This is a genomic window from Stenotrophomonas sp. YJH_SMC_119 (assembly GCF_059368315.1).
On sequence record NZ_JCAFRP010000001.1, the window covers coordinates 916,748 to 936,934 of the forward strand.

21 protein-coding genes are annotated in these 20,187 nt (G+C 67.0%); 6 read left to right on the forward strand and 15 right to left on the reverse strand.

Annotated elements, in window-relative coordinates; translation table 11 throughout:
* Positions 1-71: 71 nt before the first annotated feature.
* From hslU to AC5P6S_RS04180, 8 genes are all read right to left on the reverse strand, one after another.
* Entirely contained in the window at positions 72-1,445 is a 1,374-nt protein-coding gene (hslU, locus tag AC5P6S_RS04145; RefSeq protein WP_005414521.1) for an ATP-dependent protease ATPase subunit HslU, read from the reverse strand.
* Positions 1,446-1,548: 103 nt separating this feature from the next.
* Positions 1,549-2,100 carry an ATP-dependent protease subunit HslV gene (gene hslV / locus AC5P6S_RS04150; RefSeq protein ID WP_005411093.1) on the reverse strand — a complete coding sequence of 184 codons (552 nt, stop codon included), beginning with the start codon at positions 2,098-2,100 and terminating at the stop codon, positions 1,549-1,551.
* 85 nt (positions 2,101-2,185) lie between these two features.
* Positions 2,186-3,082 carry a tyrosine recombinase XerC gene (gene xerC / locus AC5P6S_RS04155; RefSeq protein ID WP_235643493.1) on the reverse strand — a complete coding sequence of 299 codons (897 nt, stop codon included), beginning with the start codon at positions 3,080-3,082 and terminating at the stop codon, positions 2,186-2,188.
* 13 nt (positions 3,083-3,095) lie between these two features.
* Complete coding sequence (locus tag AC5P6S_RS04160; RefSeq protein ID WP_005411095.1) at positions 3,096-3,770, reverse strand: DUF484 family protein; 675 nt, start codon at positions 3,768-3,770, stop codon at positions 3,096-3,098.
* On the reverse strand, positions 3,767-4,618 hold the full coding sequence (gene dapF / locus AC5P6S_RS04165; RefSeq protein ID WP_033834522.1) for a diaminopimelate epimerase: 852 nt from the start codon (positions 4,616-4,618) through the stop codon (positions 3,767-3,769). Before dapF ends, AC5P6S_RS04160 begins: the two co-directional genes overlap by 4 nt.
* Entirely contained in the window at positions 4,611-4,883 is a 273-nt protein-coding gene (lptM, locus tag AC5P6S_RS04170) for an LPS translocon maturation chaperone LptM (RefSeq protein ID WP_005411097.1), read from the reverse strand. Before lptM ends, dapF begins: the two co-directional genes overlap by 8 nt.
* 82 nt (positions 4,884-4,965) lie before the next feature.
* Positions 4,966-5,391 carry a YbaN family protein gene (locus AC5P6S_RS04175; RefSeq protein ID WP_005414523.1) on the reverse strand — a complete coding sequence of 142 codons (426 nt, stop codon included), beginning with the start codon at positions 5,389-5,391 and terminating at the stop codon, positions 4,966-4,968.
* 54 nt (positions 5,392-5,445) lie between these two features.
* A complete protein-coding gene (locus tag AC5P6S_RS04180) occupies positions 5,446-7,557 on the reverse strand; it encodes a S9 family peptidase (protein WP_005414524.1) in 2,112 nt (703 codons plus the stop codon).
* A gap of 220 nt (positions 7,558-7,777) precedes the next feature.
* Here AC5P6S_RS04180 and AC5P6S_RS04185 point away from each other — a divergent pair, with 220 nt between their 5' ends.
* A complete protein-coding gene (locus AC5P6S_RS04185) occupies positions 7,778-8,971 on the forward strand; it encodes a pyridoxal phosphate-dependent aminotransferase (protein ID WP_172798044.1) in 1,194 nt (397 codons plus the stop codon).
* A gap of 127 nt (positions 8,972-9,098) precedes the next feature.
* Here the strand turns inward: AC5P6S_RS04185 and AC5P6S_RS04190 are convergent, their stop codons facing one another.
* Together AC5P6S_RS04190 and AC5P6S_RS04195 are read right to left on the reverse strand one after the other, a co-directional pair.
* Positions 9,099-11,195, reverse strand: coding sequence for a prolyl oligopeptidase family serine peptidase (locus tag AC5P6S_RS04190; RefSeq protein WP_099527902.1), 2,097 nt, complete (start codon positions 11,193-11,195; stop codon positions 9,099-9,101).
* A gap of 69 nt (positions 11,196-11,264) precedes the next feature.
* Positions 11,265-11,591 carry a hypothetical protein gene (locus AC5P6S_RS04195; protein WP_024957062.1) on the reverse strand — a complete coding sequence of 109 codons (327 nt, stop codon included), beginning with the start codon at positions 11,589-11,591 and terminating at the stop codon, positions 11,265-11,267.
* Between the two features lie 128 nt (positions 11,592-11,719).
* Between AC5P6S_RS04195 and AC5P6S_RS04200 the strand changes: the two genes are divergently transcribed.
* A complete protein-coding gene (locus AC5P6S_RS04200; RefSeq protein ID WP_005411103.1) occupies positions 11,720-12,322 on the forward strand; it encodes a lipocalin family protein in 603 nt (200 codons plus the stop codon).
* A gap of 70 nt (positions 12,323-12,392) precedes the next feature.
* On the opposite strand, the gene AC5P6S_RS04205 is transcribed toward AC5P6S_RS04200, so the two are convergent.
* The 3 genes from AC5P6S_RS04205 to AC5P6S_RS04215 all read right to left on the reverse strand — a co-directional run bounded on the left by AC5P6S_RS04205 (position 12,393) and on the right by AC5P6S_RS04215 (position 15,184).
* Positions 12,393-13,082, reverse strand: coding sequence for a methionine ABC transporter permease (locus AC5P6S_RS04205; protein ID WP_005411104.1), 690 nt, complete (start codon positions 13,080-13,082; stop codon positions 12,393-12,395).
* A complete protein-coding gene (locus AC5P6S_RS04210; RefSeq protein WP_005411105.1) occupies positions 13,079-14,086 on the reverse strand; it encodes a methionine ABC transporter ATP-binding protein in 1,008 nt (335 codons plus the stop codon). Before AC5P6S_RS04210 ends, AC5P6S_RS04205 begins: the two co-directional genes overlap by 4 nt.
* Positions 14,087-14,287: 201 nt before the next feature.
* On the reverse strand, positions 14,288-15,184 hold the full coding sequence (locus AC5P6S_RS04215; RefSeq protein ID WP_005411106.1) for a DMT family transporter: 897 nt from the start codon (positions 15,182-15,184) through the stop codon (positions 14,288-14,290).
* Between the two features lie 126 nt (positions 15,185-15,310).
* Between AC5P6S_RS04215 and AC5P6S_RS04220 the strand changes: the two genes are divergently transcribed.
* From AC5P6S_RS04220 to AC5P6S_RS04230, 3 genes are all read left to right on the forward strand, one after another.
* Positions 15,311-15,793 (forward strand): YajQ family cyclic di-GMP-binding protein, encoded by a 483-nt coding sequence (locus AC5P6S_RS04220; protein WP_005411107.1) that lies wholly within the window; start codon positions 15,311-15,313, stop codon positions 15,791-15,793.
* Positions 15,794-15,894: 101 nt separating this feature from the next.
* Positions 15,895-16,461, forward strand: coding sequence for a DUF1415 domain-containing protein (locus AC5P6S_RS04225; RefSeq protein ID WP_005414530.1), 567 nt, complete (start codon positions 15,895-15,897; stop codon positions 16,459-16,461).
* Entirely contained in the window at positions 16,458-17,261 is an 804-nt protein-coding gene (locus AC5P6S_RS04230; RefSeq protein WP_060380788.1) for an SDR family oxidoreductase, read from the forward strand. Before AC5P6S_RS04225 ends, AC5P6S_RS04230 begins: the two co-directional genes overlap by 4 nt.
* A gap of 103 nt (positions 17,262-17,364) precedes the next feature.
* On the opposite strand, the gene AC5P6S_RS04235 is transcribed toward AC5P6S_RS04230, so the two are convergent.
* Complete coding sequence (locus tag AC5P6S_RS04235) at positions 17,365-19,395, reverse strand: M3 family metallopeptidase (RefSeq protein WP_235643494.1); 2,031 nt, start codon at positions 19,393-19,395, stop codon at positions 17,365-17,367.
* 170 nt (positions 19,396-19,565) lie between these two features.
* Between AC5P6S_RS04235 and AC5P6S_RS04240 the strand changes: the two genes are divergently transcribed.
* Positions 19,566-19,970, forward strand: coding sequence for a hypothetical protein (locus AC5P6S_RS04240; RefSeq protein WP_044570892.1), 405 nt, complete (start codon positions 19,566-19,568; stop codon positions 19,968-19,970).
* An 87-nt stretch (positions 19,971-20,057) separates the two neighbouring features.
* On the opposite strand, the gene AC5P6S_RS04245 is transcribed toward AC5P6S_RS04240, so the two are convergent.
* A partial coding sequence (locus AC5P6S_RS04245; protein ID WP_141097864.1) for an integrase core domain-containing protein occupies positions 20,058-20,187 on the reverse strand: 130 nt, incomplete at its 5' end.

Consider the following 20,187-nt stretch of genomic DNA (forward strand, 5'->3'; position numbering starts at 1 on the left):
GGCGGCCCTTTCTGTTGCAGCGGGCGGAGTCAGAGCCCTCGCTGGGGCGAGGGATCCGACTCCAACGGGCATTACAGGATGTAGCGGCTCAGGTCCGGGTCCTGCACCAGCTCACCCAGGTGCTTGTCGACGTAGGCGCTGTCGATCGCCAGGCTTTCGCCATCGCGGTCCGGTGCCTCGTAGCTGAGCGAATCCAGCAGGCGCTCCAGCACCGTATGCAGGCGACGGGCACCGATGTTCTCCTGGCGTTCGTTCACCTGGAACGCGATTTCGGCCAGGCGCTCGATGGCGTCGGCGGTGAAGCTGACCTTGACGCCCTCGGTAGCCAGCAGCGCTTCGTACTGCTTGGTCAGCGCGGCCTTCGGCTCGGTCAGGATGCGCACGAAATCACCCTTGCTCAGCGCACCCAGTTCAACGCGGATCGGGAAGCGACCCTGCAGCTCCGGAATCAGATCGCTGGGCTTGGCCAGGTGGAACGCACCGGATGCAATGAACAGGATGTGGTCGGTCTTGATCGTGCCGTACTTGGTGGACACGTTGGAGCCTTCCACCAGCGGCAGCAGGTCGCGCTGCACGCCTTCGCGGGAGACATCGCCGCCGCCCACGTTATCGCCACGCTTGGCGACCTTGTCGATCTCGTCGATGAAGACGATGCCGTGCTGCTCGCAGGCCTCGATCGCCGCAGTGCGGATATCGTCCTCGTTGACCAGCTTGCCGGCCTCTTCTTCGATCAGCAGCGGTCGCGCGGCCTTGATGGTCAGCGTGCGCTTGTGCGCCTTCGCGCCGCCGCCAAGGTTGGCGAACATCGACTTCAGCTGCTGGCCCATTTCCTCCATGCCCGGCGGGGTCATGATGTCCATGCTGACATTGGCGGCCAGGTCGAGTTCGATCTCGCGCTCGTCCAGCTCACCGTTGCGCAGCATCTTGCGGAACTTGATGCGGGTCTCGTTGTCCTGCGCCGACGGTTCGTTGCGGGCGACTTCCGGATCGAAGCCGATGCCACCGCTGCGGCGCGGCAGCAGCGCATCGAGGATGCGGTCTTCGGCGCGTTCCTCGGCCTGGGTACGCACGCGCACCTTGGCCTGTTCGCGGTACAGCTTCACTGCGGTATCGGCCAGGTCGCGGATGATCTGCTCGACGTCCTTGCCGACGTAGCCGACTTCGGTGAAGCGGGTGGCTTCGACCTTCACGAACGGCGCGTTGGCCAGCGTGGCCAGGCGACGCGCGATCTCGGTCTTGCCGACGCCGGTCGGGCCGATCATCAGGATGTTCTTCGGCATCACTTCATTGCGCAGCTCAGGCACCAGCTGCATGCGGCGCCAGCGGTTGCGCAGGGCGATGGCCACGGCGCGCTTGGCGTCGTGCTGGCCCACGATATGCCGGTCCAGTTCCTGCACGATCTCGCGCGGGGTCATGGTGGCGGAGGAAACTTCGATCTTCGACATGGATGTGCTCACGAATTCGTTGTCGGTCGTGCCGGCCGCTGGCCGGCAACCAGGCACGCGTGTGGGGGATCATGAGGTTGCCGGCCAGCAGCCGGCGCGACCCTCAGAGTTCCTCGACCACCACGTTGCGGTTGGTGTAGATGCAGATATCGCCGGCAATGCCGATCGCTTCGCTGGCGATGGTGCGCGCATCCAGTTCGGTGTGTGCCATCAACGCGCGTGCAGCCGACAGCGCATAGGAACCACCCGAGCCGATGGCGATGATGCCATCCTCCGGTTCGATCACATCGCCGGTGCCGCTGATGATCAGCGAGGTTTCCTTGTCGGCCACGGCCAACAGGGCTTCAAGCTTTCCGAGGCGGCGCTCGGTGCGCCAGTCCTTGGCCAGTTCGACCGCAGCACGCTGCAACTGGCCGTGCTTTTCCAGCTTGGCCTCGAACAGCTCGAACAGGGTGAAGGCATCGGCGGCGGCACCGGCAAAGCCGGCCAGCACCTGGCCATCACGACCGAGGCGGCGCACCTTGCGCGCATTGCCCTTCATCACGGTGTGGCCCAGCGTGACCTGGCCGTCGCCGGCAATGGCCACGTGCTCGCCGCGACGGACGCAGACGATGGTGGTGGCGTGGAAAACGTTGGGGTTCTGACTGGGGTCCATGATGCCTCCGGGGTGACAGAACCAGAGGTGGGGACTGCCCTGCGCCCTTCAAGCCACCCGCGACCGGCTGCCGCACGGGCAACGTTCAGCTTTCTCCGCTGCCCTCGCTGCTGCTTCGACGCTTCGCGCGCGGATGCGCCGCGTCGTAGACCTTGGCCAGGTGCTGGAAATCCAGATGGGTGTAGATCTGGGTGGTGGCGATGTCGGCATGGCCCAGCAGCTCCTGCACGCCGCGCAGATCACCGGATGATTCCAGGATATGGCTGGCGAAACTGTGCCGCAGCATGTGCGGGTGCACGTGCTTGAACAGGCCCTGGCGCTGCGCCAGCTGGCGGATGCGGATCTGCACCGCGCGTTGGCTGATCGGTCCGTGGCGGCCGGGAAATACCGGCGAGGCCGGACCACCGCCACTTTCGGCGCGCCACGCCTGCAGCGCTTCGCGCGCCGGCCGGCCGAACGGCACGCGGCGCTGCCGATTGCCCTTGCCCAGCACGTTGACCAGCCCGCTGTCGAAATCCAGATCGCGCCAGGTCAGCGCGCAGACTTCGCTCAGGCGCAGGCCGGAAGAATAAAAAAGTTCCAGCAGCGCGCGGTCACGGCGGCCAAGTTCACCTTCCGGCTCCAGCTCGACCAGCTGCACGGCCTCATCGGCGTCGAGGACCTGAGGCAACCGGCGCGGCGCGCGCGGCGCCTTCAGCGTTGCTGCAGGACTGACCTCGATGCGGCCGTGCTTGAGCAGCCAGGCATAGAAGCTGCGGCAGGCGGACAAGCGGCGCTGCAGGCTCTTGGCCGACAGGCCACGGCGGTGCTCATCGGCGACGAACTGGCGCAGCGCGTCGGCATCGAGTGCCTCCACCGCAACACCGCGCGGCTCGGCCCAGACCGACAGCGCGTCCAGGTCACGGCGGTAGGCATCGAGCGTATGCGCCGACATCCGCCGCTCTACCTGCAGATGCTGCAGGAAGGCCTGTACCGCGCTCATCGTCGTGTCCTGCTCAGCCCGGGAAGCGCTTCAGGCCGGCGACCAGGGCGTCGCCCATCATGCGCAGGAACAGCGTGCCCATGCCCGGATAGAAACGGTTCGGATCGTGGCTGCCCACCGCAATCAGGCCCACGCCCGGCAACGGCAGCAGCGCGGTGGTCTGCACTTCCTCGCTGCGCACGCCATACAGCACGGCATTCTTTTCCGGCTGCAGGCGGCCGCAGATCGGCTCGCCGTCCTTCAGGCAGTCGCGGAACGGGCCGAGCTGCGGATCATCGGCGGCGATCACCTGCAACCAGTCGGCCTGTTCCAGCCCGGCCACCGGCGTGTGCACCACCAATCGCACCAGGTCGCCGGCGAAATCTTCCTGCAGCGAGGCCGCCATCGCACGCAGGGTGTCGGCGGCGTTGTCCTGCTTCATCAACGCCAGGGTCAGCTGGTGTGTGCGCACCGCCAGGCGTTCGTTGACCTGGGCAGTCGCGCCCAGGTCGGCCAACCGTCGTGCCAGCTCGCGGTTCTTCTCGCGCAGCACTTCCAGCTGGTAGCTGGCCAGCGACGCGGTCGGGCCGTCGTCACGCGGCACCACCAGGGTCAGGGCCAGGTCCGGGAACTGCTTGAGGAAGCCGGGATGTCGCCGCAACCAGGCAGCGACTTCGTGGGCCCCGAGCTTGTCGACGGTTTCGGTCATGCCATCCACTCCCCTTCGAAGACGAATGCGGTCGGGCCGGCCATCACCACAGGCTGGCCATCGCCCGGCCACTGGATGCGCAGGTCACCGCCGGGCAGGCTGATGCGTGCATCACGCTGCAGGCGGCCGCGCTGCATCAGGGTCACCGCAGCGGCGCAGGCGCCACTGCCGCAGGCCAGGGTTTCGCCGACGCCGCGTTCATTCACACGCAGGCGTGCATGCGCCGGGCCCATCACCTGGGCGAAGCCCACGTTCACCGAGCGCGGGAACGAGGCATGCTGCTGCAGCAGCGCACCGACGCGCTCGACCGGTGCAGCATCGATCAGGCCCACTTCGATCACTGCATGCGGGTTGCCCATCGACACCGCAGCGAAACGCACGCTTTCGCCCTGCAGCGGCAGCAGGTATTCCTCGCGCGCGTGGGCGAAACCCACCAGCGGCACGTTGGCCGGCTCGAACGCCGGCACGCCCATGGTCACCGCGAACTGGCCATCGCCCAGCACTTCCACCTCATGGCTGGCCAGCGGGCTGTCGATGACGAAGCGGTCGCCCTGCGCACTGCCTTCGCGCACCAGCCAGGCGGCGATGCAGCGCGCGCCATTGCCGCACTGTTCGGAATTGGAGCCGTCGGCATTCCAGATGCGGTACGACGCCACCGAGCCTTCCGCACGCGGCGCTTCGATGGTCAGGATCTGATCGCAGCCGACGCCGGTGTGGCGGTCGGCCAGCTGCGCGGCCAGTTCAGGCGTGGGCGGCGCGGTGCCGTCACGCAGGTCGATCACTACGAAATCATTGCCCGCGCCATGCATCTTGCTGAAGCGCAGGGCCTTGGAACCGGCCTTACTCATTCCCGCCGCCCACCTTCTTCGCAGGCGCAGGCGCCGGTTGCGTGGTCGGTGCAGCCGGCTCCACGGTCGTGGCCGGGGTGCCGCTGCCTTCGGTCTGCGCCGGGGTCGCTTCGGTAGCGGGCTCGGCAACAGGTTCGACGGTTTCTTCCACCGGCACCGGCTTCTGCGGCAGTACCAGCGGGCCCTTGTTGCCGCAGGCGGCGAGGAACAGCAGCGAAGCAGCTGCCAGCGGAATCAGGATGGCGTTTCGATGGGGGATCTTCATGCCCCGAGTATAGCCATTGGCGGCTGAGCGGTTGGTGCAGGGGATCGGGTTGCCGGCCAGCGGCCGGCACTACCGCAGGTGCTCAATCCGCGGGGGGCGGCAGTGGCCGGGTCCACAGCCAGATCGCCACCACGGTCATGCTGCCGATCGAGAACCACTTCACCCAGGCAATCGGCACGCACCAGAGCATGATGCCGGCGCATACCGCCATGGTGATCGTGGCCATCCACTTGCCGTAGCGGCTGACCGCCCCGTGTGCCTGCCAGTTGGCGATGGCCGGGCCGAAGCGTGGATGCTGCAGCAGCCAGTTGTGCAGGCGTTCGGAGCCACGCGAGGCGGCCCAGGCCGAAATCAGGATGAATACGGTGGTCGGCAGGCCCGGCACGAAGATGCCGACGATGCCGGTGCCGAGGCTGACATAGGCCAGCAGCCACCACGCCCAGCGGAAACGCACCACGCGCGGAGGCGTGGTGGCATCGCGAGGGACGGAAGGATCTGGCGCGCTCATGGCCGCAAGGATACCGGTTCAGGGTGCCAGGCAGTGCCCGGCACCCTGTCGCGATCACGGCTGGGCGATGCCCAGCTGCTGCAGCACGAATGCGTACGACTCGGACAGCTCGCGGTAACGCTGGAAGCGCCCCGACTTACCGCCGTGGCCGGCTTCCATGTTGGTGCGGAACAGGATCGGGTAGTGGCCGGTGTTGTCGTCACGCAGCTTGGCCACCCACTTGGCCGGTTCCCAGTACTGCACCTGCGAATCCCACAGGCCGGTGCCCACGAACAGCGCCGGATAGGCCTGCTTGCTGACGTTGTCGTAGGGCGAGTAGGACAGCATGTAGTCGTAGAACTGCTTCTGCTCCGGGTTGCCCCACTCGTCGTACTCGTTGGTGGTCAACGGAATGGTCGGGTCGAGCATGGTAGTCACCACGTCGACGAACGGCACCTGGGCCACCATCACGCGGTAGTCCTGCGGCGCCTGGTTGGCCACCGCGCCCATCAGCAGGCCACCGGCACTGCCCCCGGATGCCGCCACGCGATCCTTCGCCGCCCAGCCCTGTGCCACCAGGCCACGGGTGACGTCGATGAAGTCGTTGAAGGTGTTCTGCTTGTGCAGCAGCTTGCCGTTCTCGTACCAGTCGCGGCCCATTTCCTGGCCACCGCGGATGTGGGCGATGGCATACACCACGCCGCGGTCGAGCAGGCTCACCGCGGTCTGGTTGAAGTACGGATCCATCGACATGCCGTAGCTGCCATAGGCGTACTGGAACAACGCGCCCTTGCCATCCTTCTGGTAGCCCTTGCGGTAGACCAGCGACACCGGCACCTTCACGCCATCGCGCGCGGTGATCCAGACGCGGTCGGTTTCGTACTTCGACGCGTCATAGCCGATCACCGGCTGCACCTTCAGCTGGCGGCGCTCACCGGTGGCGGTGTTCAGTTCGAACACGGTGGTGGGGGTGGTCATCGAGGTGTAGACGTAGCGCAACCAGGGCGTATCAGCCTCGGTGTTGTCGCCCAGGCCCATCGAGTACGCCGGCTCGTCGGCCTTCACGTAGTCGCTGCGGCCATCCTTGAACAGCAGGCGGATGCGTTCCAGGCCCTCGGAGCGTTCGGCGATGGCGGTGTAGCCATCGAACAGTTCGAAGCCTTCGATGAACACCGCATCGTCGTGCGCGATCCAGTCCTTCCACTGCGCACGCGAGGTCGCATCGGTCGGTGCGGTGACCAGCTTGAAATTCTTCGCACCGTCATTGGTACGGATCACCCAGCGGCCATCGTAGTGGTCGGCGTCGTACTCGACATCGCGCTGGCGCGGCGCCAGCACGGTGAAGTGGGTCGGGTCGCTGGCCGGCGCGTAACGCTCTTCCGAGGACACGGTGCTGTGCACGCCGATGGTGATGAAGCGATCGTCGCGGGTGCGGCCGATGCCCATGTAGAAGCTGTCGTCCTTCTCTTCGTAGACGACGGTGTCGGCGCTGGCCGGGGTGCCCAGCACGTGCTTCTTCACGCGCACGGTCAGCAACGTTTCCGGATCGTTCTCGACGTACAGCACGGTGCGGTTGTCGTCGGCCCAGACCAGGTCGCCCGAGCTGCCGGTGATCACATCGGGCAGCACCTTGCCGGTGGCCAGGTCCTTGAAGCGGATGGTGTACTGGCGGCGGCCGACATCATCATCGGCCCAGGCCAGCAGCTGGTTGTCCTGGCTGACTTCCATCGAGCCGACGCTGAAATAGCCCTTGCCGGCAGCCATCGCGTTGACGTCCAGCAGGATTTCCTCGGCGGCCTCCATGCTGCCCTTGCGGCGTGCGTGGATCGGGTAGTCCTGGCCGGTTTCGAAGCGGCTGTAGTACCAGTAGCCACGCTCGCGCGCCGGCACGCTGGAATCGTCCTGCTTGATGCGGCCGACGATCTCCTTGTACAGGGTGTCTTCCAGCGGCTTCAGCGGCGCCAGCAGCTGGTCGGCATAGGCATTCTCGGCCTGCAGGTAGGCCAGCATGTCCTTGTTCCCGCGCTTGTCGTCGCGCAGCCAGTAATAGTCATCGTTGCGGGTCGCGCCGAACGGCGCCTTGACCACATGCGGATGCTTGGCGGCATCCGGCGGAACGGGCGGAGTGGCGGCGGTGGCAGTGGTGGTCATCAGGCTGGCAAGCAACAGGCAGAGGGTGGATTTCATGAGATAGGGCTCCTTGAGGGGCAATGCAATGGCGTCCTTGCGCCCGAGTCTGGGTTGCGGAAGGACGGTGGGCAACCCTGCGGAACGTCATGGTGGCCATGCCTGCCGGTAGTGCCGGCCGCTGGCCGGCACCCTCACGGCCTGCGGGTGGGTCGGTTGCCGGCCAGCGGCCGGCACTGCCAGAGCGCGTGACCCCGGTACGCGGCGTACCATGGGCTGCATGAGTACCCTGCCCCATACGCCGGGCTACAGCCGGCGCAGCCATGAAATCGCTCCGTTCCACGTGATGTCCCTGCTGGCCCGCGCGCAGGCGCTGGAACAGGCCGGCCACGACGTGATCCACCTGGAAATCGGCGAACCGGACTTCACCACCGCCGAACCGATCGTGCGTGCCGGCCAGGCCGCATTGGCCGCCGGCCATACCCGCTACACCGCCGCACGTGGCCTGCCCGCCCTGCGCCAGGCGATCAGCGGCTTCTATCGCAGCCACTACGGGCTGGACGTCGACCCCGAACGCATCCTGGTCACCCCCGGCGGCTCCGGTGCGCTGCTGCTGGCCAGCAGCCTGCTGGTCGATCCCGGCCGCCACTGGCTGCTGGCCGACCCTGGTTATCCGTGCAACCGCCACTTCCTGCGCCTCGTTGAAGGCGGCGCACAGCTGGTGCCGGTCGGCCCGGACACTGCCTACCAGCTCACACCGTCGCTGGTGGAACAGCATTGGAATGCCGACAGCGTCGGCGCGCTGGTTGCCTCACCGGCCAACCCGACCGGCACCGTGCTCTCCGCCGACGAACTGGCCGCCCTGTCGAAGACCCTGCACGCGCGCGGTGGTCACCTGGTGGTGGACGAGATCTACCACGGCCTCACCTATGGCCTGGATGCACCCAGCGTGCTGCAGGTGGATGACAGCGCATTCGTGCTGAACAGCTTTTCCAAATACTTCGGCATGACCGGTTGGCGGCTGGGCTGGCTGGTGGCACCGCCAGCAGCCGTGCCGGACCTGGAGAAACTCGCGCAGAACCTGTACATCAGCGCGTCGAGCATCGCCCAGCATGCCGCGCTCGCCTGCTTCAGCGCGGAGTCGATGGCGATCTTCGAGCAGCGTCGCGAAGCGTTCCGCCAGCGCCGCGACTTCCTGCTGCCCGCGCTGCGCGAGCTGGGCTTCCGCATCGAAGTCGAGCCGCAGGGTGCGTTCTACCTGTACGCCGATGTCAGCGCATTCACCGATGACGCACAGGCGTTCTGCGCCCACTTCCTGGAAACCGAGCACGTGGCATTCACGCCCGGGCTGGATTTCGGCTTCCATCGCGCCAACCAGCACGTGCGCCTGGCCTATACCCAGGAAGTGCCGCGGTTGCAGGAGGCGGTGGCACGGATCGCGCGTGGGTTGCAGCGCTGGCAGGGATCACGTTGACGGTAGTGCCGGCCGCTGGCCGGCAACCCGGGAATGCGTGAATGATGCGGTTGCCGGCCAGCGGCCGGCACTAGCGGATAAAGAAAAACGCCGCCCTGGGGCGGCGTTTTCCGTTCTGCCTGTCTGCTTACTTACCGCCCAACCGCTCCCACAGGAAGCTGTAGGCCAGCGCCGACATGTGTGCGGCCTGCGCGTTGTTGGCTGCACCGCCGTGGCCACCTTCGATGTTCTCGTAGTAGGTCACGTCCTTGCCGGCGTCGATCATCTTCGCCGCCATCTTGCGGGCGTGGCCCGGGTGCACGCGGTCATCGCGGGTGGAGGTGGTGAACAGCACCGGCGGGTACTTCTTCTTCGCGTCGAACAGGTGGTACGGCGAGAAGGTCTTGATGAACGCCCAGTCGCTGGTATCCGGGTTGCCGTACTCGGCCATCCACGAGGCACCGGCCAGCAGATGGCTGTAGCGCTTCATGTCCAGCAGCGGCACCTGCACCACCACCGCACCGAACAGTTCCGGGTACTGGGTCAGCATGTTGCCGGTCAGCAGGCCACCGTTGCTGCCGCCCTGCACGCCCAGGTGCCTGGCGCTGGTGATCTTGCGCTTGACCAGATCGCGTGCCACTGCGGCCATGTCTTCATAGGCCTTGTGGCGGTTCTGCTTCAGCGCCGCCTGGTGCCAGCGTGGGCCGTATTCGCCGCCGCCACGGATGTTGGCAACCACGTACACGCCGCCCTTCTCCAGCCAGGCGCGGCCCATGCCACCGGAGTAGCCCGGGGTCAGCGAGATCTCGAAACCACCGTAACCGTACAGCAGGGTCGGGTTGGAACCGTCCAGCTTCATCGCCTTGTCGTGCACCACGAAGTACGGCACGCGGGTGCCGTCCTTGCTGGTGGCGAAGTGCTGCTCGATCACCTTGCCCTTGGCATCGAAGAAGGCCGGCATGGTCTTCAGCGTTTCCGGGGCCTGCCCGATCTCGGCCAGCGCCAGGGTGGTCGGGGTCAGGTAGTCGGTGGCGGTCAGCCACACCGCGTCGCTGTCGTTGCTGTCGACCGCAGCCACGCCCAGCGTGCCGAAGGCCGGCGCGCCGACGAAGCGGCTGGTCTGCCAGCCATTGGCGCCCGGGGTCAGCACCGACAGGCGGTTCTTGACGTCATCCAGCACGTTCAGCACCAGGTGGCTCTTGGTCCAGGTGGCGCTGGCCAGCGAGGTGGTCGCGGTCGGGGTGAACAGCACGTCGAACTCACGCTTGCCGGCCAGGAAGTCATCCAGCCTGGTCGCCAGCAGAGAACCGGACGCATAGGTCTTGCCACCCACGGTCCACGGATCACGCAGCTCCAGGGTCAGCCACTGCTTGTGCAGGCCCTTCTCGGCCGAGTTCGGCGCATCGATCTTGGTCAGCGTGCCATCGTCGCCACGCAGGTAGATCTCGTTGTTGTAGAACGCCAGCGTGCGGCTGACCAGGTTGCGCTCGAAGCCCGGGGTGTCATCGTGCATCGCCGCGATGTACATGTCTTCCGGCTTGCCTTCATACACTACGCTGGCGGAGGCCATCGGCGTACCACGCTTCCACAGCTTGGCCACGCGCGGGTAGCCGGAGGTGGTCATCGAGCCGGCACCGAAGTCGGTGTAGACGAATACGGTGTCGCGATCGATCCAGTTCAGGCCGCCCTTCGACTCCGGACGGAAGAAGCCGTCCTTGATCCAGGTCTTGTTGGCCAGGTCGAACTCGCGGGTCACGTCGGCGTCGGCACCACCGCGCGACAGCGCGATCAGGCAGCGGCTGTAATCCGGGCGCAGGCAGTCGGCGCCGTGCCAGACCCAGTTCTCGCCCTCGGCCTTGTTCAGGGCATCGAGGTCAAGCACGGTCTCCCACTGCGGCGAGGCCTTGCGGTACTCGGCCAGCGTGGTGCGGCGCCACAGGCCACGCTCGTGCTGCTGGTCCTTCCAGAAGTTGTAATAGTAGTCGCCGATCTTCTGCACGGCGGGAATCTTGGCATCGGAGTCGAGCACCTCGCGGATGCTGGTCTCCATCTGCCTGAAGGCCGGGGTCTGCGCCAGGCGCGCCTCGGACTTGGCGTTCTGTTCCTTGACCCAGGACAGCGGCTTGTCGCCGGTGACGTCCTCCAGCCAGGCGTAGCGATCGGTGTCTTCAGCAGCCACGGCGGTCCCCACCGAGGCAGCGGTCATCATGCCAGCCAGCAGGCAGGCGGAAGCGAGTCGAGACATTGCAGCTCCAGGCAGTCATAAGCCGTGGAACGCTAGCATGGATCGCTGCAGCCGCCCCCGTGTCGAAGGTCAGGCCGTGGCCGTAGCGCGGCGGCGACGGCGGGGCGTCCCGGCGGTGCGACGATGTGCCTGTCCACCGGTGCGACGGGCCAGCCGCAGCCACGACAGGCGCGGCACAGGGAAGCGCAGCAGCGCCCACCAGGCCACCAGCGGCATGCCCACCAGCCACATCGGCAGCCAGCCCAGCCAGGCGTTGCTGCCGCGCGCGGCTGGCCAGACCAGTACCAGCGCCAGGCCGGCCAGGGCCACCTGCTGCACGCTGCGCAGCAGGCGCGGATCGGCGCGTTCAATGATGACGCGTTCAGTTGCAGGGCGGCGGACGGAACGTGCGTTCATGGGGCTTCTCCGGTGGACAATGCAACACAGCTTGGGCAAGGCCCTTCTCACAGGTTGCGACACCATTGACGGATCGCGCACGCTCAGTCGACCATGCTCAGGCAAAGCCCTTCTGAGCCCGCTCCCGCATGACTTCGATCCGCCCGCTCTGCGCCATGCTGTTGGCCCTGTCCCTGGCGGGCCCCGCCGTGGCCGCCAGTGAGCCGCCATCGCCCCGCGCCAGCACCCCGCGCGCGACCGACCCGGATGCGCCGATCGACCTGAAGCGCTTCATGGGCACTTGGTACGTGATCGGCCGCGTGCCGAACTTCATCGAACGTGGCCATGTGGCCAGCGTCAACGACTACGAACTGCGCGACGAGCACAAGGTCGGCATCACCTACCGCTACCGTGATGGCTTCGGCGAACCGCTGCAGGAAGTGCGTGCCCGCGCCAGCGTCGACCCGGACAGCGGCAACCACGGCTGGCGCACCTGGTTCTACCGCGTCGTGCCTACCCATTCGCGGGTGCTGGAAGTGGCACCGGATTACTCGTGGGCACTGATCGGTTACCCGGGCCGCGAGATGGCCTGGATCTTCTCGCGTACGCCGGACATGGACAAAGCCCTGTACAAGGAGCTGGCCGAACGCCTGCGTGACGAGTACGGGGTGAACACCGACAAGCTCAAGCGCGTGCCGCAGCACCCGGAGCAGGTCGGGAAGCTGGGTTACGAAGTACCGAACGTGCGTTGACCGCACGTGGGATTGCCGGCCAGCGGCCGGCACTACCCGAACGAGATGCCGGGCGCCGCCCGGCATTCTGTTATCTGCGGCTGTAATGCGCGACCAGGCGGTCGCCAAGCATCTGCAGCAGCTGCACCAGGATCAGCAGCAGGACCACGGTGACCAGCGCCACGTCGGTGTGCGAGCGCTGGTAGCCGTCGCGGAAGGCCAGGTCGCCAAGGCCACCGGAGCCGATCGCACCGCCCATCGCGGTGAAGCCGATCAGCGCGACGGTGGTGACCGTTGCGCCAGCGATCAGGCCCGGGCGCGCTTCCGGCAGCAGCACGCGGGTGACCAGCTGCCAGGTGGTGGCTCCCATCGCCTGGGTCGCTTCGATCACGCCACGGTCCACTTCGCGCAGTGCGGTCTCGACCAGGCGCGCGTAGAACGGCGCGGCACCGATGACCAGCGGCACGATCGCACCGCGTACACCCAGCGACGTCCCCATCAGGAACAGGGTGACCGGGATCAGCACGATCATCAGGATGATGAAGGGCACTGAACGCAGCAGGTTCACCACCAGCGCCAGCACGCCGTACGCAAATGGCCGGCGCTTCATCTGCGGTGCGCCGAACAGGTACAGCAGCACGCCCAGCGGCAGGCCGATGGCCAGGGTCAGCGGCAGCGAACCGAGCAGCATCAGCAGGGTGTCGATGGTGGCCTGGCCGATGTCGGCCCACTTGCCCGCGTCCAGGTGGCGGAAGAATCCGCCGGCAGTAGCGATGATCATCGACGCAGCTCCTCAACATGCACGCCGGCGGCCACGAATGCGGCCTGCGCGGCGGACTGGTCGCCGCCCACCAGGGCGACCACCAGCTGGCCATACGGGGTGTCCTTGATCCGGTCGATGCGACCGGACAGGATGTTGTAGTCAACCCCGGTCTCGCGCGCGACGCGGCCGAGCAGGGGTTCGTAGGTGTCGCCACCGAGGAAGGTCAGGCGCACGATGCGGCCACCGACGGCATCGAAATCGCGGTGCAGCGTGCCCTCGTCCACATGCTCCGATTCGCTGACGAAACGGCGCGTGGTCGGGTGCTGCGGGTGCAGGAACACCCGGGTGACCGGACCGGTTTCGACCATCTGGCCGGCATCGAGCACCGCAACGCGGTCGCAGACACGGCGGATCACGTCCATCTCGTGGGTGATCAGCACGATGGTCAGGCCCAGCTCGCGATTGATCTTCGACAGCAGCGACAGCACCGAAGCGGTGGTCTGCGGGTCGAGCGCACTGGTGGCCTCGTCGCACAGCAGGATCTGCGGGCGGGTCGCCAGCGCGCGGGCGATGCCGACGCGCTGTTTCTGGCCACCGGACAGCTGCGCCGGATACTTCTGCGCATGCGCTTCGAGGCCCACAGTCTGCAGCAGCTCGGCCACGCGCGCGTCGATCTCCGTCTTCGGCGTGCCGGCCAGTTCCAGTGGGAAGGCGACATTGCCGGCCACCGTGCGCGAGGACAGCAGGTTGAAGTGCTGGAAGATCATGCCGATGCGCCGGCGCAGCGCGCGCAGGCCGTCCGCGTCCAGCGCGGTGACATCCTCACCGCCGATCAGCAGCCGGCCACCACTGGGTTCTTCCAGGCGGTTGATCATGCGGATAAGTGTCGACTTGCCGGCGCCGGAATGGCCGATGATGCCGAACACCTCACCGGCCTCGATGGTCAGGTCCAACGGTTGCAGCGCGCTGACTTCGCGGCCGGCAACGGCATAGGATTTGTGCAGGCGCTGGAACTCGATCACGGGCGTGGCTCACCGGCTGGGTGACGGAAGGGGGCGTGCAGCCTACCAGCGCAGGCGGTCGCGCGCCCGCGCCATGGCCCAGAATGTTATTCCTTTTGGTTCTAAGAAACTGTCCCCGGTAGTGCCGGCCGCTGGCCGGCACCTGCAGCGGTCCCTCCGGCGCAAGGGGTTGCCGGCCAGCGGCCGGCACTACCCCCGGGCTCAGGGATGATCCAGCGGCTTCGGCGGTTCCTGCCGGTTTACCCGCTCGCGATGCAGCAGGTACAGCCCCGAGGCGACGATGATCGCCGCGCCCACCCAGGTATAGCCGTCCGGCAGCTGGCCCCAGAAGGCCAGATCCCAGCCGATCACCCAGACCAGGCCGCTGTACTCCAGCGGCGCGATCATCGAGGCCTCGCCCAGCTGGAAGGCCTTGGTCAGGGCAATCTGGCCCAGCGCCCCGGCCAGGCCCATGCCGGCAATCAAAGGCGCGTGTGCCAGCTGCAGCGGTACCCAGCCGGGAATGGCGAGCAGGCCGGCGCCGATGGCCATGATCACCAGGAACCAGACCACCATCGACTGCGAGGTATCGGTGCGGGTCAGCAGGCTGACCGTGATCGCCGCCACGGCATAGGCCGTTGCCGCCGCCAGCACCATCAGGCCGGGCACCGAAATGAAGCCATCCACGCCCGGCCGCAGCACCACCAGCACGCCCACCAGGCCAATGCCGATGGCGACCCAGCGCCGCGGCCCGACCCGCTCGCCCAGCAACGGCACCGACAGCGCGGCGATCAGCAGCGGGGCAACGAAGTAGATGGTGTAGGCGGTGGACAGCGGCAGGTCGCGCAGGGCGAACACGAAGCAGCCGATCATCGCCATGCCCAACGCGCCACGCAGCAGGTGCAGGCCCCAGCGCCGCGGCACCAGCGAACGTGGGCCGGCACTGACCAGCACCCACACCAGCACGAACGGCAACGAGGCCGCACCACGCAGGAAAGTCACTTCCAGGGTCGGATAGCTGGCCGACAGCTGCTTCATGCCAGCGTCCATCAGCGAGAAACAGGCGACCGCAGCGACCATCCAGGCCACCGCACGCGAAGGGGAGCGTTGCACGTTCATGGCCCATTATCGCCGACCGCACCGGATTGTAGGGCGGCCGCCGAGCATGGGCCGGGCTCCACAGAAAGCGGGCACGCGGGCCGGCACGATAGAATGATCGCCACTGAAACCTGCGGAGCATCGCCCATGCCTTCCTTCGACGTCGTGTCCGAAGTCGACACCCACGAGCTGACCAACGCCATCGACCAGGCCAACCGCGAACTGGCCACCCGCTTCGACTTCAAGGGCGTGGACGCAAAGTTCGAGCGCGACGGCGATGTCATCAATCAGTTCGCGCCGACCGAATTCCAGCTCAAGCAGATGAACGACATCCTGCGTGCTCGCCTGGCCGCGCGCGGCATCGACGTGCTCAGCCTGGAGTTCGGCGACATCGAGACCAACCTGGCCCAGGCCCGGCAGAAGATCACCGTCAAGCAGGGCATCGAGCAGAAGATCGCCAAGAAGATCGCGGCGGCCCTGAAGGACGCCAAGCTGAAGGTGGAAAGCCAGATCAACGGCGACAAGCTGCGCGTGCAGGGCAAGAAGCGCGATGACCTGCAGGACGCCATCGCCGTGCTCAAGGCCGGCAAGTTCGAGCTGCCGCTGCAGTTCAACAATTTCCGCGACTGAGCCACCTGCCGGGCATCGCCCGGCGCTGCCACCGACAGGTACGACGGCGCGTTGCCAGCGACGCGCCTACAATGTCGGCCCCGCCAGCCGACGTGCCCGCCATGACCGATTCCGACCTGTCCACCGATGACCCGATCGCCGCCACCCGCCTGTGGCTGGAGCGCATCGTCATCGGCCTGAACCTGTGCCCGTTCGCCAAGGCGGTATACGTGAAGGACCAGGTCCGCATCGTGCTCAGCGATGCGACCACGACAGAAGCGCTGGTTGAACAGCTGGCCGAGGAGCTGGTGCTGCTGCGCGACACGCCGGCCGAGCAGATCGACACGACGCTGATCGTGCATCCGCAGGTGCTGACCGATTTCCTCGACTACAACGACTTCCTCGACAACGCCGATGCGGCGATCGAGGCACTGGACCTGCAGGGGATCCTGCAGGTGGCCAGCTTCCATCCGGATTACCAGTTCGAGGGCGTGGCCGCCGACGACGCCAGCAACTACACCAACCGCGCGCCCTTCCCCACCCTGCACCTGCTGCGCGAAGACAGCGTGGCGCGCGCGGTGGATGTGTATCCGGACCCGGACGTGATCGTCGAGCGCAACATCCAGACCCTGGACCGCATCGGCGTGGACGGCTGGCGTCGTCGCCTGCGCGGCGAAGACCTGACGTGAGCACGGTGCCGCCGATTGCCGCATGGCCGGCCGCGCCACTGTCGGGCAAGGTGGTGCTGGTCACCGGCGGCGCCAACGGCATCGGTCGCGGTATTGCCCAGGCCGTGCTCGGTGCCGGCGGACGCGTGCTGATCGGCGACCTCGACAGGGAGGCCGGCCAGGCCTGCCTGGACGAATGGCAGCGCGGTGAGGATGCCGCGTTCCAGCGTTTGGACATCACCAACGAAGCCAGCGTGCGCGACTTCATCGCCGAGGCGCTGCAGCGTTTCGGCCACATCGACGGGCTGGTCAACAATGCCGGCATCGCCGGGCCGCACGGCACGCGGCTGCAGGACATGGACTGGCACGAATGGCAACGCCGGCTGTCGTCGCTGCATGGCGCCTTCCTGTGCAGCAAGCACGCGCTGCCGGCGCTGACGGACAGTGCTGCGGGCGCGATCATCAACATCGCCTCCACCCGCGCCTGGCAATCCGAAGCGCACAGCGAGGCCTATGCGGCGGCCAAGGGTGGCCTGGTGGCCTTCACCCATGCGCTGGCGATCAGCGCCGGCCCGGCGGTGCGGGTGAACAGCATCAGCCCCGGCTGGGTCGGTACCACTGCGTGGCAGGCACCCTCACGGCGCCATGAACCAGAGTACTCGGCCATCGACCACGCACAGCATCCGGTCGGCCGGGTCGGCCGCCCTGAAGATATCGGTGCACTGGCGGTGTACCTGCTGTCGTCGCTGTCCGGTTTCAGCACCGGCCAGGACTTCATCGTCGACGGCGGCATGACCCGGAAGATGATCTACGCCGAATGACGGGTCTTCGGTGGTGCCGGCCGCTGGCCGGCATTCCGGTAGATCCACGCCATGCGTGGATGGCGGTGAAGTGCCAACCAGGGTTGGCACCCACCACAACGGTTTACGCCATGCCCGAGTGGCGCAGCAGCGCGTCGATCTGCGGCGCGCGCCCACGGAAGGCCTTGAAGTTCTCCGCCGCCGGGCGGCTGCCACCGCGCGACAGGATCTCATCGCGGAAGCGTGCACCGGTCTCGGCCAGTGCCTGCGGCGCTTCCTCGAACGCCGCATAGGCGTCGGCACTGAGCACTTCGGCCCACTTGTAGCTGTAGTAACCGGCGGCGTAACCGCCTGCGAAGATATGGCTGAACTGGTGCGGGAAGCGGTTCCAGGCCGGCGGATGGTTCACCGCCACCTCCGCACGCACGCGATCGAGCAGCGCCAGCACGCTGTCCTGCGCCGGTTCGAACTGGCTGTGCAACAGCATGTCGAACAGGCCGAACTCAAGCTGGCGCACCGTGGCCATGCCGCTGTGGAAGTTGCGCGCGGCCAGCATGCGCTCGTACAGCGCGCGCGGCAGCGGTTCGCCCGTGTCCACGTGCGCGGTCATGGCCTGCAGGTGCTCCCACTCCCAGCAGAAGTTCTCCATGAACTGGCTGGGCAGTTCCACTGCATCCCATTCCACGCCATTGATGCCGGCCACGCCCAGCTCACCGATGCGGGTCAGCAGCTGGTGCAGGCCATGGCCCATCTCATGGAACAGCGTGGTCACTTCGTTGTGGCTGAAGGTGGCCGGCTTGCCATTGGCACCGCAGCCGAAGTTGCACACCAGGTAGACCAGCGGCGTCTGCACGCTGCCGTCCGCGCGCACGCGACGGTTACGGCAATCGTCCATCCACGCGCCGCCACGCTTGCCCTCGCGCGCATACAGGTCCAGATAGAACTGGCCGACCAGCGCGCCCTGTGCATCGACCAGACGGAAGAAGCGCACGTCGTCATGCCACACCGGTGCGCTGTCCTCCTGCACGCGCAGGCCGTACAGCTGCTCGATCACCGAGAACAGGCCGCCCAGCACCTTCGGTTCGGTGAAGTACTGCTTCACTTCCTGTTCGGAATAGCTGTAACGGGCCTGCTTCAGGCGGTCGGCGGCGAACGCCAGGTCCCAGGCCTGCAGGCTGTCGATGCCCAGCTGCTCGCGTGCGAACTGCTCCAGGTCGGCCCGGTCCCTGGCCGCGAACGGCTTGGCGCGCGCGGCCAGGTCACGCAGGAAACCCAGCACTTCGGCCGGGTCCTGCGCCATCTTGGTCGCTACCGAATAATCGCCATACGAATCGAAGCCGAGCAGCGCGGCCAGTTCAGCGCGCAGGGCGAGGATCCGATCGATGTTGCCGCTGTTGTCCAGGGACTCATCGCCGAATTCGGACGCACGCTGTGCGCTGGCGCGGTACAGGATCTCGCGCAGGTCGCGGTCCTCACCCCAGGTCTGCACCGGCAGGTAGCACGGCATCTGCAGGGTCAGTTTCCAGCCGGCCTTGCCGTCCTTCTGTGCTGCGGCATGTGCGGCGGCCTTCACGTCTTCCGGCAGGCCCTTCAGCCGCGCTTCGTCCTCGATGATCAGCGACCAGGCATCGGTAGCGTCGAGCACGTTCTGCGAGAACTTCGCCGACAGCGCCGACAGTTCTTCCTTGATCGCCGCGAAGCGCTGCTGCGCCTCCGGCGCCAGCTCGGCACCACCGAGGCGGAAATCGCGCAGGGTGTTGTCCAGCACCTTGCGCTGGGCCGCGTCGAAGCGCGCCGCCTCGGCACTGGCGGCCAGCGTCTGGTACTGCCGGTACAACGCCAGGTTCTGGCCCAGCGCGCTGGCGAAGCGGGTCACCCGCGGCAGGTTGCTGTTGTAGGCCTCACGCAGTTCCGGGGTGTTGACCACGCCCTGCAGGTGGCCGACCAGACCCCAGGCGCGCCATAGGCGCTCGGTGGCGTCATCCAGCGGGGCAACGAAGGTCTGCCAGGTGACCGGCTGCACCTGCTCGGCGGCGCTGACGGCGGCTTCGGCCTCGGCCAGCAGCACGTCCAGCGCCGGCGCCACGTGCTCGGGGCGGATGGCCTCGAAGCGCGGCAGGCCGGAAAAATCGAGCAGGGGGTTGGCAACGGTCACGGCAGATCTCCAGGGTACGGGCCCGGCAGGCGGGCAGCATGCAGGATATGGCGCTGGCAGGCGGGGCTGACAAGGGGGCACGGCCCGGCATTCACGTCGGCCTTACGGTCGCGCACCGAAGCTCTGGCTGCGGGGGAGTCCGCAGCGGTACGCACCGAACGAGGCCCTACATGGAAGGTCTGGCTGCAGTTGCATCCGCCTCACCGGCCCGGTCACTGGCATTGTCCGCCAGCCCGGCCGAACTGACCTGGATCGCCGCATTGTGCGATGCCGGCGACGATGCCCAGCGTCACCTGCATCAACTGCAGGCAGTGCTGCAGCAGGGCGGCACGTTCAACGACGCCCAGGAGTGGTACCCGTTCGAGGTGATCGAACGCGGCGCCAGCCAACTGCGGCTGGGCCATGAGCGCGAGTTCGTGATCTGCGTGCTGCTGTGGCTGCAGGCGCTGGCCCAGGGCCGAGCGAGCATCCTGGACCCGAGCCTGCATCTGGATGATCGCGCGATGGACATCGAGGCCTTGCCCGATGCACTGCGCGACGCGGTGCTGGACGCGTTCACTGCAGCGGGATATTGAGCCGCCCCGGCGACCGGGTAGAGTCGACTGTTAGTCGACTTTCGCGCGCAGCGCGGGATTTTCGTGACCTGAACCTGGAGCAGTCGACTAACTGTGTAAACCCACCACGTTGTTCAGCAGGACTCTGGAAATAGGTGGCTGGCCACCGATCCCCATGTGAGGGCGGTGCCAGTTGTAGTGGTGCAGCCATTGGGTCAGCACGGAATTGCGCTGGTCC